This is a genomic window from Permianibacter fluminis, assembly GCF_013179735.1.
GTDB classification, from domain to species: Bacteria; Pseudomonadota; Gammaproteobacteria; order Enterobacterales; family Permianibacteraceae; genus Permianibacter; species Permianibacter fluminis.
Genome location: NZ_JABMEG010000001.1, coordinates 2,870,752 through 2,883,700 on the forward strand (window position 1 = coordinate 2,870,752; position 12,949 = coordinate 2,883,700).

A 12,949-nucleotide genomic window follows, 5' to 3' on the forward strand; every position below is an offset into this window, starting at 1 on the left:
AAGACAACGCTGGGAAATCAGTGAATTTTGTAGGGTGCGCCGTGCGCACCTTATTCGTTTGGAGCAGGAAATGAAACGCATCACGTTGGCCGCCTTGGCCTTGTTCGGATCCAGTATTGCGCTGGCAGAAACCGCGACCGAAAAGCTGTCGATGCTGATCGGCAGTCTGAACAGTTTCTCAGCCAAGTACGAGCAAACCGTGCAAGGCAGCCGCAATGCCAAGGGCGAGAAATCACACGGCACATTCCAGTTGCAGCGTCCTGGCAAATTCCGTTGGGAGACTGAAACTCCGTTCCGGCAGATTCTGGTCAGCACCGGCAAGGAAATGTGGGCCTACGAACCGGATATCGAAAGTGCGACGGTGCAGGACCTGGAGCAGGGCCTCGGCGCCACGCCGGCTTTGCTGCTGTCCAGCACGCCCAAGCAATTGATCGACAGCTTTGTCATTGAAGAAACCGGCGTAGGCATGTTCAAGCTGTTGCCGAAAGACAGCAGCGGCAATTTTGAAGAAATTCAGCTGGTCTTTGAAAACAAGCAGCTCACCCAATTGCGACTGGCCGATACGCTCGGCAACCAGACGCTGGTGGTGTTCTCCAGCATCAAACTGAATCAGCCACTGGCTGCCAGCAGTTTTGAGTTTGTCCCCGGCGCGCAAGTCGATGTCATCGACAACCGGAAAAAGCAGCCGTAATCCCGTAGGAGCGACCTTGGTCGCGATTCACCGCAAAAAATCGTGACCAAGGTCGCTCCTACAAAAAGCACTGAAATAAACCGACGGGAACCCCATGCAACACGCCCCGCTGGCCGCGCGCATGCGACCACGCAACCTGGACGAGTATGTCGGCCAAGCGCACTTGCTGGGGCCAGGCAAACCGCTGCGCCGGGTGTTGGAGCAAGGCCATGTCCATTCGATGATTTTCTGGGGTCCGCCCGGCACCGGCAAAACCACTCTGGCGCAAATGATTGCCACCACGGCCAATGCCGATTTTGAAAATCTCTCGGCGGTGTTGTCTGGCGTCAAAGACATTCGGGAAGCCGTGGCCCGCGCCGAACAGCGGCTGGCCATGGGCCGGCGCACGCTGATGTTCGTCGATGAAGTGCATCGCTTCAATAAGGGCCAGCAAGACGCTTTTCTGCCCTATGTCGAAAACGGCACGCTGATTTTTATTGGCGCCACCACCGAGAATCCTTCTTTTGAATTGAATTCGGCGCTGCTGTCGCGGGCTCGAGTCTATGTCCTGAAATCACTGACGGCGGAAGATTTGCTGCAGGTGCTGGAACGCGCGCTGACCGACAAGGCGCGAGGCCTCGGCGAGATTGCAGTCGATTTTCCGCAGGTCTACCGCGAGCGTTTGGTGGAGGTGGCCGATGGTGATGCCCGCAAACTGCTGAACCTGCTCGACGTGCTGGTGGATTTGGCGGATGAGGTCGATGGCAAGCGCAGCATCCGCGAAGAAACGCTGCGCGAATTGCTTGGCAACAAATTGCGCCGCTTTGACAAAGGCGGCGAGCAGTTTTATGACCAGATCTCAGCGCTGCACAAATCGGTGCGCGGCTCCGATCCGGATGCCTCACTGTACTGGTATTGCCGCATGCTCGATGGTGGCTGCGACACGCTGTATATCGCCCGACGTGTGGTCCGGATGGCTGTTGAAGACATCGGCAATGCCGATCCCCGCGGCTTGCAATTGGCACTCAATGCCTGGGATGTACAGGAGCGGCTCGGTAGCCCGGAAGGCGAGCTGGCGGTTGCCCAGGCCATTGTTTATCTCGCCTGTGCGGCCAAGAGCAATGCGGTGTACATGGCCTACAACACTGCCCGTGACGATGTCAGCAATGACACCAGCCGGGACGTGCCGGTACACCTGCGCAATGCGCCAACCAAGCTGATGAAGGAGCTGGGCTACGGCAAGCAATACCGTTATGCCCATGACGAAGAGGGCGCCTTCGCCGCTGGCGAGAATTATTTCCCTGAGGGCAAGCGGCCGCAGTTCTACTATGAGCCGACCTCACGTGGCCTCGAAGGCCAGATCCGGGAAAAAATGCTCAAGTTGCGCGCATTGAACGAGCAAGCCCGCAAAGGAGGCAAATCATGATGGCCAGCGCTTTTGCGCCGCTGTCCTTGCTGGCCGTTTCGGCTGGTGCCGTGCTGGGCGCTTTGTTACGCTATCTGGCCAACGTAACGGCGCTGCATTACATCGGCCACCGCTTTCCATGGGCGACCCTGGCGGTCAATCTGCTGGGATGTTTTTTAGCCGGAGCCTTGCTGGCCTGGGTCATGCGCGGCGCGGTCTCGGAAACCGGCCGATTGTTCTGGATGGTGGGTTTTCTGGGCGCGCTGACCACGTTCTCGGCGTTTTCGGTAGAGACGCTGACACTGCTGCAGTCGGGAGCGCTGAGCAAGGTTGCCGTCAACATCGGGCTCAATGTCGTCGGTTCGCTGCTCGCGGTGACGTTCGGTTTTTGGCTGGTTCGCGACGTTTTGTCGTAAGGTCCGCTCCGTTATTCGAGATGTGGCAAATATTGCCGGTCGTGACCGCGTGAGAGTTGCACAAAAATTTTCGCAAGCCGCGCCGCGCGCCGGCTTGCTTTTGTTACCGGCGCCAACGGTGCGCCTTGCCCAAATGGTTTAAGCGATGATCGATCCCAAATACCTGCGCACTGACGTGCAAACAGCCGCCGCCAATCTGGCTCGTCGCGGTTACGCTCTGGATGTAGCCAAAATCACGGCGCTGGAAGAGCAGCGCAAGAGTGTTCAGGTCAAAACCCAGGAACTGCAGAACTTGCGCAATACGCGCTCGAAAGCCATCGGGCAGGCCAAAGCCAAAGGCGAAGATGTGGCGCCGCTGATGGCCGAAGTCGCCCGTTACGCAGATGAGCTGGAGCAGGCCAAAACCGATCTGGAAAAAGTGCAGGGCGAGATCGATGCCCTTCATGCCAGCATCCCGAATCTGTTGCACGAGTCGGTGCCGGACGGCCGTGATTCGGAACAGAACGTCGAGGTGCGCCGCTGGGGCGATGTCCGCAGCTTTGATTTTCCGGTGAAAGATCATGTCAGCTTGGGCGAGATCGGTGGCGGTCTGGATTTCGCCTGTGCAACCAAGCTGACGGCGTCACGGTTTATTGTCATGAAAGGCCAGATTGCCCGGCTGCACCGGGCATTGATCCAGTTCATGCTCGACATTCACAGCGAAGAACACGGCTATACCGAAGTGTATGTGCCGTACATGGTCAATGCCGATTCACTGCGCGGTACCGGCCAGTTGCCGAAATTCAAGGAAGACCTGTTCGCGGTATCCGGATCGACCCAGGACAACGTTCAGCTCTATTTGATTCCTACGGCCGAAGTGCCGGTCACCAATTTTGTCCGCGACGAGATCATCGCCGCCGAGCAACTGCCGTTGAAATTCTGCGCTCATACACCGTGCTTCCGTTCGGAAGCCGGTTCGTATGGTCGTGATACCCGTGGCCTGATTCGCCAGCACCAATTTGAAAAGGTCGAAATTGTCCAGATTGTCCGGCCGCAGGATTCGTATGAAGCGCTGGAAGGCTTGACCCGCAACGCCGAACGCATTTTGCAATTGCTTGGTCTGCCGTATCGGGTGATGGCGCTGTGCGCGGGCGATATCGGTTTTGGTTCGGCCAAAACCTATGATTTGGAAGTCTGGCTGCCGGCGCAGAACACGTATCGGGAAATTTCGTCCTGCTCCAACTTTGAAGATTTCCAGGCCCGTCGCATGCAGGCGCGCTGGCGCAATCCGGAAACCGGCAAGCCCGAATTGGTGCACACGCTGAACGGCTCCGGTCTGGCAGTCGGTCGCACACTGGTTGCGGTACTGGAGAACTATCAGAATGCCGATGGCAGCATCAGCGTGCCTGAGATCCTGCGCCCGTATATGCGTGGCGTTGAAGTGCTGAACGCCTGAAGCGGGAAAATTTGCCGGGGCAGGGATTGAAAATGCAGATGTCGGACCTCATCTCTAAGCTTTACCTTCATGAACGCGGCGGCGGTGACGCTGCCGCGCCCTTGCATGCTGTCTAATCTGCGTTTGCTGGCCAGCCGTTTGCTGGTGCTGGCGATCTACATCGGGCTGGCTGTTGTCGGCATCGCCCTGCTGGTGTGGGGTTTTGTCTTTGCCCTTGCCGTCACCGGCGGCTTGCTGCTGCTGTTCATTCTGATGCGAATTTTTGGTTTCCGTCGGCCGGGCCCGACCGTGAAACAGCCGGGGCAACCGGGACCATCAGGCCCGTCATCATCATCAGCTGAGGCGCCAACGGGCGTGATCGAATTGAAACGCCGCGATGATGGCAGTTACGAGTAGGCGGCGTGTTGATTGACCGCGTATCAAGTGGACCCGCACCACTCACATGATTTACTACCGACATTCAGGATTTCAACATGACGACTGAAGCCGTTGCGCGTTATTCCTCCTCCGAGGAACTCGCCAATGCGATCACCCACGGTCTGGGCATTGTGCTGTCCATTGCCGCACTTGCCATCCTGACCGGCTTTGCCAGTGCCTATGGCGAGGCTCGCCATGTCATTGGTGTCAGCGTGTTTGGTGCTTCGCTGGTGCTGCTTTACACCGCATCGACGCTTTATCACAGCATTCCTTCGCCGCGTGCCAAAGAGGTGCTGCGCGCGCTCGATCACTCTTTCATTTTCGTTCTGATCGCCGGCACCTATACGCCGTTCTGTCTGGTAACGCTGCAAGGTGTCTGGGGTTGGGGCCTGTTTGCTTTTGTCTGGTCGCTTGCCGTTATCGGCATCATTTGTCGGCTATGGCTGGGGCGCAAATCCGGCACAGCGTCGGTCATTGTGTATCTGCTGATGGGCTGGTCCATTGTGCCAGCGTTCAAGCCACTGATGGCGAGCATTTCGTCGCTCGGACTGTGGCTGATGGTGGCTGGCGGCATCGCTTACACCGGCGGCGTGGTGTTTTACGTCTGGCGCAAGTTGACGTATCACCACGCCATCTGGCATCTGTTTGTATTGGCCGGCAGCATGCTGCATTTCTTTGCGATTTTGCTGGCGGTTGTGCCGGGTGCGCGGGAAACGCTGGCTGCGCTTTGCTGAATTTTTTCGCCGCCGCGCTGATGGTGAATCAATACAGAAAAGGACCGCGTGACGGTCCTTCTTTTTGGCTTGCGCTATGCTCGCCTTGAGCAGCAAGTACCAATAAGGAGCAGGAGATGAGCACGACCATGACCTCGACCATGCGGATGGAAACCGACAGTCACGGCGAAATCGCGGTGCCGGCCGACAAACTGTGGGGCGCGCAAACCCAGCGCTCGTTGGAGAATTTCAGGATTGGTGGCCACCGCTTTCCCCGCCGGGTAATTCAGGCCTTTGGCATTGTCAAGAAAGCGGCGGCACTGACCAATCAGGATCTCGGCAAACTCGATGCCGGCAAAACCCAATGGATTGTCCGCGCAGCCGACGAGGTCATTCGCGGCGCCCTTGATGAACATTTTCCGTTGGTGGTCTGGCAGACCGGCAGCGGTACCCAAAGCAACATGAATGCGAACGAGGTGATCGCCAATCGGGCGATTGCCTTGAGTGGCGGCGTGATCGGCAGCAAGAATCCGATTCACCCGAATGATCACGTCAACATGTCGCAATCTTCCAATGACAGTTTTCCGACCGTCATGCATGTGGCGGCGGTGTCGGCATTGACCGAAGCCGTGTTACCAGCGATTGACGCGCTGGCCACGACGCTGGCGCAAAAATCCCAAGCCTTTGCCGATGTGGTCAAGATCGGCCGCACCCATCTGATGGATGCAACACCGCTGACACTGGGTCAGGAATTGTCCGGCTACGTCGCCCAGCTGCGTTTTGCCGAACAGCAGGTCCGGCAGAGTTTGGCGGGGCTGTACGAGCTTGCTCTCGGTGGCAGTGCCGTCGGCACCGGTCTCAACACCCATCCGGAATATGCGCAGCGGGTTGCCGCGCACATCGCCGCATTGTCCGGACAACCTTTTGTCACCGCACCAAACAAATTTGCCGCGCTGGCGGGGCATGAAGCCATGGTGGCGGCGAGCAGTGCGTTGCGACTGCTGGCGCAAGCGGCATTCAAGATTGCCAATGATGTTCGTTTGCTCGCGAGCGGGCCGCGTTGCGGTATCGGTGAAATCCACATTCCGGAAAATGAGCCGGGCAGCTCGATCATGCCGGGCAAAGTCAACCCGACCCAATCCGAGGCACTGACCATGGTAGCGGTGCAGGTAATGGGTAACGACGCCGCAGTGGGTTTTGCCGGCAGTCAGGGTCACTTTGAATTGAACGTGTTCAAACCGCTGATTGTGCACAACGTTCTGGAATCAGCGCAGTTGCTGGCGGATGCGCTGAACAGCTTCAACGAGCATTGCGCGATGGGCATCGAACCCGATCGAGCGGCCATCAATCGGCATCTGAACAATTCGTTGATGCTGGTAACGGCATTGAATCCGATCGTCGGTTACGACAATGCTGCCCGCATTGCCAAGACCGCGCACGCCGAAGGCATTACCTTGAAAGAGGCAGCCATTCAGTTGGGCTTGCTGACGGCAGCACAGTTTGATCAGCATATGCGACCGGAACAGATGGTAAAGCCGTAAATTTCTGCTGGAAAAAAGGAAGTGCAGGTACTGTCGGATGGACCGGGGCGGCAATTACCCCCTCCCAGCCTCCCCCTTCACAGGGGGAGGAGCTAACGGTTCCCTCCCCTGTGAAGGGGAGGGTCAGGGTGGGGTAGTTGCCGCCCCGCGTTATCCATACACGTCGCTGCCAACCAAAACGATTATTAGCAAACCCGCACTCACGCTACTGCCGTACTTTCCGCTTTCAAGATCTCGCCAACGGCTTTTGAGTCGTTGTTGGTGCGAATGGTGTTGAACAGACCCTCGGCTTCCGGATAGATCCGACGCAAAAAATTCAGCCATTGTTTCAAACGGCCGGTGTGGTATTTCGGTTCGATATGAATGGCGAGCTGTTGCCAGAAATAGTGAATCAGCGGCTGCAGCGATTGCCAGGTAGCCACGCCGTGTTCGCTGCCGCGGATCATCAAAGCCAGCGCCGGGTTGGCAACCATGCCGCGACCGAGCATTACATCGATGCAGCCGGACTCGGCACGGGCGCGGTGAAAATCTTCCACAGTCCAGATTTCGCCATTGGCGATGACCGGGATGGTCAGCGCGGTGCGTATCTCCGAGATTTTGTTCCAATACGCCGGCGGCCGATAACCGTCCATTTTGGTTCGGGCATGGACAGTCAGTTCACTGGCGCCACCATCGGCGAGCGCCTGCGCACAAATCACCGCGTTTTCGCTGCTGTCGTAACCGAGGCGCATTTTGGCGGTGACCGGAATCTGCGCCGGCACGGCCGCGCGCACGGCGGTAACAATGTCCAGCAGCGTGTCAGGTTCTTTCAATAACACCGCGCCACCGCGGTGGCGGTTCACCGTTTTCGCCGGGCAACCAAAATTGAGATCAATTCCGCAGGCGCCGAGCTCGGCAGCGCGCGCGGCATTTTCAGCCATGCAAACCGGATCGGAACCGAGCAGTTGCAGGCGCACCGGAATGTCGGCAACGGTGCGGCTGTGGTTTTGCAATTCCGGGACAATGCGATAAAAGCTGCGCGGCGGCAGCAAGGTGTCGGTGACGCGGATAAATTCGGCAATGCACAGATCAACCCCGCCAACGCGAGTCAGGACATCGCGCAGCAGGTGATCGAGCAGGCCCTCCATCGGGGCGAGCAGAATGCGCATTGCGGGATGACCTGAGCGGGGCGGATAGGGAGAGGGCGCGCATTCTACTACTGGCGCCGCAACAAAATCGAAAAACTCCTCCCCATGGCGGGGAGGAGCGTCATCGGGGGTCATGGAAACATCAAGGGATCACGGAAACATCAGGGGGCCGCGGTGGTCGCGCAGGTCGGTGTGATCTTCAATTGCCAGGGCAGCGACCGTTGCGGTGGTGTTGAGCTTGCGGTCGTAGGCGCTGATTTCCACCTCGGGATGATGGCTGCGGATAACCGCGCATACCGACTCGGCTTGCCAGCGCGGGACATCGACCAGCATCAGCAGGTTGCCGTTGTCTATGGCCTCTTCATAGCGTTTGACGCCGCGCTCTGGCACCGAGATGCCAATGAGCGAGCTTGCCCAAGCACCGAAACCGGCACCGAGTGCGCCCATGCCGAGAATCGCACCACCACCGAGCACCAGGCCGGCCGGCGGAAAGGTCACAGCGGCGATGCCGGCCAGCAAACCGGTGCCGCCACCCAATGCGACGCCACGGGCGACGGCATGGCCAAAATCGCTGTTGGTGAAGGTGCCCGCTTCATGCAGATGCGCCGTTTCCAAGGCGTGATGGTCTTTGCCGACCATGGCGATGTCGGCGTCCTTGGTGCCGATTTCGCGCAGCTCATCGACCAGGCGCGCCGCCGTATCGACATCCGGCACCAGAAAATAGAGTCGTTTCATGACAGATTTCCCGTTCGATGGCCAAGCCGGCCACTGGCTTGCCTTCGCCCTGCGAAAGCGCTGCTGCAGTCATTGCGAGTGGGATTGTAAGCACCGGCTGGCCGGCAAATTTGCGCTTAGAGATACAACCTCTGTCCCGCGCGCAGGTTATCGCCGGCCCGTCTGAGCCTGGGCATTTGCATGAGTGCGAGGCGCTCGTTAAGGTGCCGACCTACGTTACGCCGAACTACATCACCAAAGACGCAAACCGGACCAGCCATGACCACCATCGACCGACTCCAACACGCAGTTGCCCAAGCCGAAGAGGGCGGTACCGTCACACTGTCCGTTGCCGACGCCAGCAAGTTACTTGCAACTGTCGCCGGGCTGGCGGTTGACCCGCCGCGCCGTTACCGCCATTACAAAGGCCCGGTTTACGAACTCATCTGCGAAGCCCGCTTCGAAGCCGACAAGCAACCGATGGTGGTTTACCGCGCACCCAACGGCAGCTTATGGATTCGCTACCAGAAGGTGTTTGAGGAAATGATCGAGGTCGACGGCCGGCAGGTGCAGCGGTTTAGCCCGATCGAGGGTTGAGCCGCTGAGTTTTCAATACGAGGGAAGGTTGTTGGCCTCTCTCCCTTGACGGGAGAAAGCGGGGAGCATGCCCCCCAGCCCGAGCAGTTGCCGACTTTAGGGACCGCCCAACGCTCACCCTCTCTCCAGCTCTTTCCCGTCAAGGGCGAGAGGGGAAAAGCACCGCTGTCAGCGCCGCTGTTGGCCACGCCACTGGTCCGATGCGCCATTTTTCACCTGACCGCACCTATACAACCGGGTCGCGCGAATATGCGACAATGCGCGCCTTTCGCCGGGCCGTCTGGTCCGACCGTTCACCCTCCACGTGGAGCATTCCGTGACCAAACTGTCCATCAACTGTGCTTTTGATGCCGGCGCCATTGACGTTGTCAGCCTTGCCAATCCGAAAGACATTCAACTCAATATCCGTCATGACAACGCCTCGGAATTTGCCCAGTGGTTTTACTTTCAGTTGAGCGGTGGCAAAGGTCAGGCGATCAAAATGCGGTTTCTGAACGCCAGCACCTCTGCCTATCCGCAAGGTTGGGATGATTACAACGTGGTCGCCAGCTACAACCGCGTTGACTGGTTCCGCGTTGCCACCCATTACGACAAAAAAGAAATGGTGGTGCATTTTCTGCCGGAAGCCGACACCGTCTGGTTCGCTTACTTCGAACCCTATTCCTCGGAGCGCCATCTTGATTTGATTGGCTTTGCCAACGAATACGAACACGTCGACGTGATTCAACTCGGCCAGACCATCGACGGCCGCGACATGACCGTGCTCGAAGTCACCAACGCCGAATCCGATATCCCGTTTGCGGAAAAGAAAAAAGTCTGGCTGACCGCACGTCAACACCCGGGCGAGACCATGGCCGAATGGTTCGTCGAAGGGTTTCTGGAGCGCCTGCTGAACCTCGATGAGCCGGTCAGCCGGCAGCTGCTCGATCAGGCCGTGTTTTACATTGTGCCAAACATGAACCCGGATGGTTCCGCACGGGGCAACCTGCGTACCAATGCCGTTGGCGCCAACTTGAACCGTGAATGGCAAACACCAACCATGGAACGCAGCCCGGAAGTGTTCTTGGTGCGGCAGAAGATGCTCGAAACTGGCGTCGATCTGTTCCTCGATGCCCACGGTGACGAAGGCTTGCCGTACAACTTTGTTGCCGGCTGTGAAGGCATCCCGGCCTATGACGAGCGCCACAAAAAACTGGAAGACGCCTTCAAGGCAGCGTGGGCCGCCGTCAGCCCGGACTTTCAGGACAAGTTCGGCTACGAGAAAGACGCTCCGGGTCAGGCCAACATGACGCTCGCCACCACCTGGATCGGCCAACAATTCAAATGCCTGTCCTACACCATCGAAATGCCGTTCAAGGACAACGCCAACCTGCCGGACGGTGATGTCGGTTGGAGTGGCGAACGCAGCCGGGTGTTTGGCGCGTCGGTGTTGAATCCGATTTTGATGATCTTGCCTCAGTTGCGGTGAGTTGTATCGCGCTGAAAAGAAAAACCCCGGACTAAAGCCGGGGTTTTTCTTTTCAGAACAGTTGCTACCTGTTGGCGCTTCAATTCATTTTTATTTATTCTTCGTCAATCGAGATCATGAGATCTTGCATGTAGCAAGGTCAACCTGCCGATTACTCAATGGCTGAATTTAATTACATTGTTAATGTATAAGCTTTATTCATTCAATCAGCTTAAATGGTATTAATTCTCAACTAATGCTGTCTGTTGCTATTTTTGGAGCGTGATTTTGAAGAGGCCTATAGCCGGTTCCATTTTTATATTTACTTCGCTAATTTCATGCTCAAAAATTGAACGAGATTCTGATTCAGAAAGACCATCAACTGAAGATGAGTTCTCCATTGAAGGTGAGCAAGTCGATAGTTATATAGCGAATTTTGAAGAACTATTCCATTCGAAGTTTGACCCTGCATTAGAAGTAAAGAGTGAGCGGCTCACTGAATTGCTTATTAGCGTTGGTGAAAAGCATTATGCTAAAAGTGATGACGACTGCGCCGATACCGAAGACCCTCTTTCACCACATGCGGAAATGCGATCTGGAAAATTAACTGAAGGACGAGCTAACCAGCAGTTGATCGCCCTAAGATTCGCTCGATGTGGTCAGCCGTACTGGTTCAGGGAGGGTTATCTAAAGCTCTATAGCAAGAATCTGGAAATAGCTTCAGGGAAAGTGGATTGTTTGGAGCGATTTTTTCTTATTCCTCATCCGAAACTCGACGCGAGGCATGCAGTTCTTGGCGTGTGCGGAGGAATGGGGCAGGGGTTCAGCGAGTCGCATGCGGCTATTTTTGATGTTAAAGGAAAGGAAATTTATCAGCTAGAGGACCTTGGGCGGGTCGCCGGAGATAACTGTGGTGTATATGAAAAAGGCGGAGTTAGAATTTTTTCAGTAATCTCATTTGAAAAAAATAGAAGACGTTCGGTTAGAACATATAAAGGGTCGTGTGAAGACTGGCATGCTGCCGAATTTCAACATTCTGGACTGCCGGTCGATGCTGATTATGATCTTCTACTCTCGGCGAACCATGCTTCTGAAGTAGACGCAGAGATAGACTCACCAGCTCGATAGATACCTTTGTCACGCGTAGATCTTGTAGGTACGAATCCGCGTAGCGGCTTCGTACGAATGTGCTGAATATTGTCAAGACTCGACAACCCAGTCGGCGGCGTTGCAATAAAAGTTATCAAACCTGTGGAGCGGCAAGCCCCCACCCAGCCTCCCCCTGTCAGGGGAGGGGAAAACACTAATTCGAAACCGGAATCATCTGTTCCGCCACGCTGCCAAGCTTCGTTAGCAATGCAACGGAATCCCGCTCAATCCGTCTACGGACAAACAAGCAATCCGCTACGCGTCCCACCACGCTAGCAAATCGATACTCCAGCTTCCGGGTAAACCGGGTGCCGCGCGCGGTGCCGACACAGCTGTAGGTTACCCGTAATTCCAAGCCATGTTTGCCCTGCGCCGTCGCTTGCCAGAGTTGGCCCGGTAAATAATCCACCACTTCCCAGCTCAGATCGCCAGCGCGCTCGCTGCTGTACTCAAAATGCGTACCGGGCAGCAGCGATCCGGCAGGGCCAATCACTGTGACCTTATACGGGTGCCATTCATGCCAGCGTGTGGGCGTGCCAACGTAGCGCAATACCTGTTCAGGTGAGCGCGGGATATCAATATGGTGCTGCATGGTGTTTGCCTGCTCGCGCGCGTCGTGTCGGGTCTCGGTTGACCAGTGCAGCGTTCCATAGATCCAGTCCCAGAGTGGAAATACGATGTTGAAGTTGCAACTGTGCATCAACTCGCGGTTGTGATGCAGCGCATGCAGGCGGCGCATCTGCCGTATCCAGGGCAGTTTTGACAGCGGGTGCTGGGCGGGTAAATGTTCGCAGGCATGAATGATTTCATAACCCAGATAGCCAAGCAGCAGGGTGCCACTGAACAAGGCTGCGACGTTGTTATTGATGGTGCTCAGCAGCCACCAGGCGCAAAAGACGCCAACCGCAAACACCACGATCAACCATGGTGGAAAGAAAATGATCCGCCAGTCTTGCCTGTACTCATAGTGCATCTGCTCTTGCACAAAGAAGCTGTGGTGATCGCCGGTGTGGCGCTTGTAGAACAGCGCGCTGAACCGGCGCTTGTGATGCCCCAGATTTTTGTGGACCTGGTATTCGCCCCAGTTCTGAAAAATCAGGCCAAGCGGGATCGCCAACCATTCCCAGACGCGGACATTTTCGGCCCGGCTCCACAGAAACCCAATGCAGATCACACCGAACAGCAACACGAAGCCACCGTGCAGCCAGGCACTGTAGTGGGGCGGAATCGCGGTGCGGTATTGGCCACGAAAGCGGCTGGTGTCGTGTTTCATCGGCTGGCTCTTCGTCCTTGCGCTGCCCTGACGGGCGGTTGACCG

At 56.7% G+C, this 12,949-nt stretch carries 12 protein-coding genes and 1 pseudogene; 10 read left to right on the forward strand and 3 right to left on the reverse strand.

Annotated features, from left to right (window positions below; translation table 11 throughout):
• The first annotated feature begins 70 nt into the window (after positions 1 to 70).
• The 7 genes and pseudogenes from lolA to fumC all read left to right on the forward strand — a co-directional run bounded on the left by lolA (position 71) and on the right by fumC (position 6,597).
• On the forward strand, positions 71 to 691 hold the full coding sequence (gene lolA / locus HPT27_RS12435; RefSeq protein ID WP_172243830.1) for an outer membrane lipoprotein chaperone LolA: 621 nt from the start codon (positions 71 to 73) through the stop codon (positions 689 to 691).
• A gap of 94 nt (positions 692 to 785) precedes the next feature.
• Positions 786 to 2,089, forward strand: a pseudogene (locus HPT27_RS12440) (replication-associated recombination protein A); the annotation flags it as partial.
• A gap of 3 nt (positions 2,090 to 2,092) precedes the next feature.
• Entirely contained in the window at positions 2,093 to 2,491 is a 399-nt protein-coding gene (gene crcB / locus HPT27_RS12445; protein WP_172243834.1) for a fluoride efflux transporter CrcB, read from the forward strand.
• Between the two features lie 145 nt (positions 2,492 to 2,636).
• Positions 2,637 to 3,926: a serine--tRNA ligase gene (gene serS / locus HPT27_RS12450; protein WP_172243837.1), complete on the forward strand. Its 1,290-nt coding sequence runs from the start codon at positions 2,637 to 2,639 to the stop codon at positions 3,924 to 3,926.
• Between the two features lie 105 nt (positions 3,927 to 4,031).
• Positions 4,032 to 4,322, forward strand: a complete 291-nt coding sequence (locus tag HPT27_RS12455) for a hypothetical protein (RefSeq protein WP_172243840.1) — start codon at positions 4,032 to 4,034, stop codon at positions 4,320 to 4,322.
• Positions 4,323 to 4,399: 77 nt separating this feature from the next.
• Entirely contained in the window at positions 4,400 to 5,077 is a 678-nt protein-coding gene (gene trhA / locus HPT27_RS12460; RefSeq protein ID WP_172243843.1) for a PAQR family membrane homeostasis protein TrhA, read from the forward strand.
• A 140-nt stretch (positions 5,078 to 5,217) separates the two neighbouring features.
• On the forward strand, positions 5,218 to 6,597 hold the full coding sequence (fumC, locus tag HPT27_RS12465) for a class II fumarate hydratase (RefSeq protein WP_211198051.1): 1,380 nt from the start codon (positions 5,218 to 5,220) through the stop codon (positions 6,595 to 6,597).
• A 200-nt stretch (positions 6,598 to 6,797) separates the two neighbouring features.
• Here the strand turns inward: fumC and HPT27_RS12470 are convergent, their stop codons facing one another.
• Both HPT27_RS12470 and HPT27_RS12475 read right to left on the reverse strand, forming a co-directional pair.
• Positions 6,798 to 7,745, reverse strand: coding sequence for a tRNA-dihydrouridine synthase (locus HPT27_RS12470; protein ID WP_172243846.1), 948 nt, complete (start codon positions 7,743 to 7,745; stop codon positions 6,798 to 6,800).
• Between the two features lie 129 nt (positions 7,746 to 7,874).
• Positions 7,875 to 8,459 (reverse strand): hypothetical protein, encoded by a 585-nt coding sequence (locus tag HPT27_RS12475; RefSeq protein ID WP_211197942.1) that lies wholly within the window; start codon positions 8,457 to 8,459, stop codon positions 7,875 to 7,877.
• A 258-nt stretch (positions 8,460 to 8,717) separates the two neighbouring features.
• Here HPT27_RS12475 and HPT27_RS12480 point away from each other — a divergent pair, with 258 nt between their 5' ends.
• The 3 genes from HPT27_RS12480 to HPT27_RS12490 all read left to right on the forward strand — a co-directional run bounded on the left by HPT27_RS12480 (position 8,718) and on the right by HPT27_RS12490 (position 11,610).
• Positions 8,718 to 9,035, forward strand: coding sequence for a DUF1653 domain-containing protein (locus HPT27_RS12480; RefSeq protein ID WP_172243849.1), 318 nt, complete (start codon positions 8,718 to 8,720; stop codon positions 9,033 to 9,035).
• 316 nt (positions 9,036 to 9,351) lie between these two features.
• A complete protein-coding gene (locus tag HPT27_RS12485) occupies positions 9,352 to 10,503 on the forward strand; it encodes a M14 family metallopeptidase (RefSeq protein ID WP_328820693.1) in 1,152 nt (383 codons plus the stop codon).
• A 267-nt stretch (positions 10,504 to 10,770) separates the two neighbouring features.
• Entirely contained in the window at positions 10,771 to 11,610 is an 840-nt protein-coding gene (locus HPT27_RS12490) for a hypothetical protein (protein ID WP_172243852.1), read from the forward strand.
• Between the two features lie 175 nt (positions 11,611 to 11,785).
• Here HPT27_RS12490 and HPT27_RS12495 read toward each other — a convergent pair whose 3' ends face one another.
• Positions 11,786 to 12,904: an SRPBCC family protein gene (locus HPT27_RS12495; protein ID WP_172243855.1), complete on the reverse strand. Its 1,119-nt coding sequence runs from the start codon at positions 12,902 to 12,904 to the stop codon at positions 11,786 to 11,788.
• Positions 12,905 to 12,949 lie beyond the last annotated feature (45 nt).

Bases quoted from the DNA above. Each gene is read 5' to 3' on its own strand.
- trhA (WP_172243843.1), top strand. From the start codon at position 4,400: ATGACGACTGAAGCCGTTGCGCGTTATTCCTCCTCCGAGGAACTCGCC.
- lolA (WP_172243830.1), top strand. From the start codon at position 71: ATGAAACGCATCACGTTGGCCGCCTTGGCCTTGTTCGGATCCAGTATT.
- serS (WP_172243837.1), top strand. From the start codon at position 2,637: ATGATCGATCCCAAATACCTGCGCACTGACGTGCAAACAGCCGCCGCC.
- HPT27_RS12470 (WP_172243846.1), bottom strand. From the start codon at position 7,745: ATGCGCATTCTGCTCGCCCCGATGGAGGGCCTGCTCGATCACCTGCTG.
- HPT27_RS12480 (WP_172243849.1), top strand. From the start codon at position 8,718: ATGACCACCATCGACCGACTCCAACACGCAGTTGCCCAAGCCGAAGAG.
- HPT27_RS12495 (WP_172243855.1), bottom strand. From the start codon at position 12,904: ATGAAACACGACACCAGCCGCTTTCGTGGCCAATACCGCACCGCGATT.
- HPT27_RS12475 (WP_211197942.1), bottom strand. From the start codon at position 8,459: ATGAAACGACTCTATTTTCTGGTGCCGGATGTCGATACGGCGGCGCGC.
- HPT27_RS12455 (WP_172243840.1), top strand. From the start codon at position 4,032: ATGCTGTCTAATCTGCGTTTGCTGGCCAGCCGTTTGCTGGTGCTGGCG.
- crcB (WP_172243834.1), top strand. From the start codon at position 2,093: ATGATGGCCAGCGCTTTTGCGCCGCTGTCCTTGCTGGCCGTTTCGGCT.
- fumC (WP_211198051.1), top strand. From the start codon at position 5,218: ATGCGGATGGAAACCGACAGTCACGGCGAAATCGCGGTGCCGGCCGAC.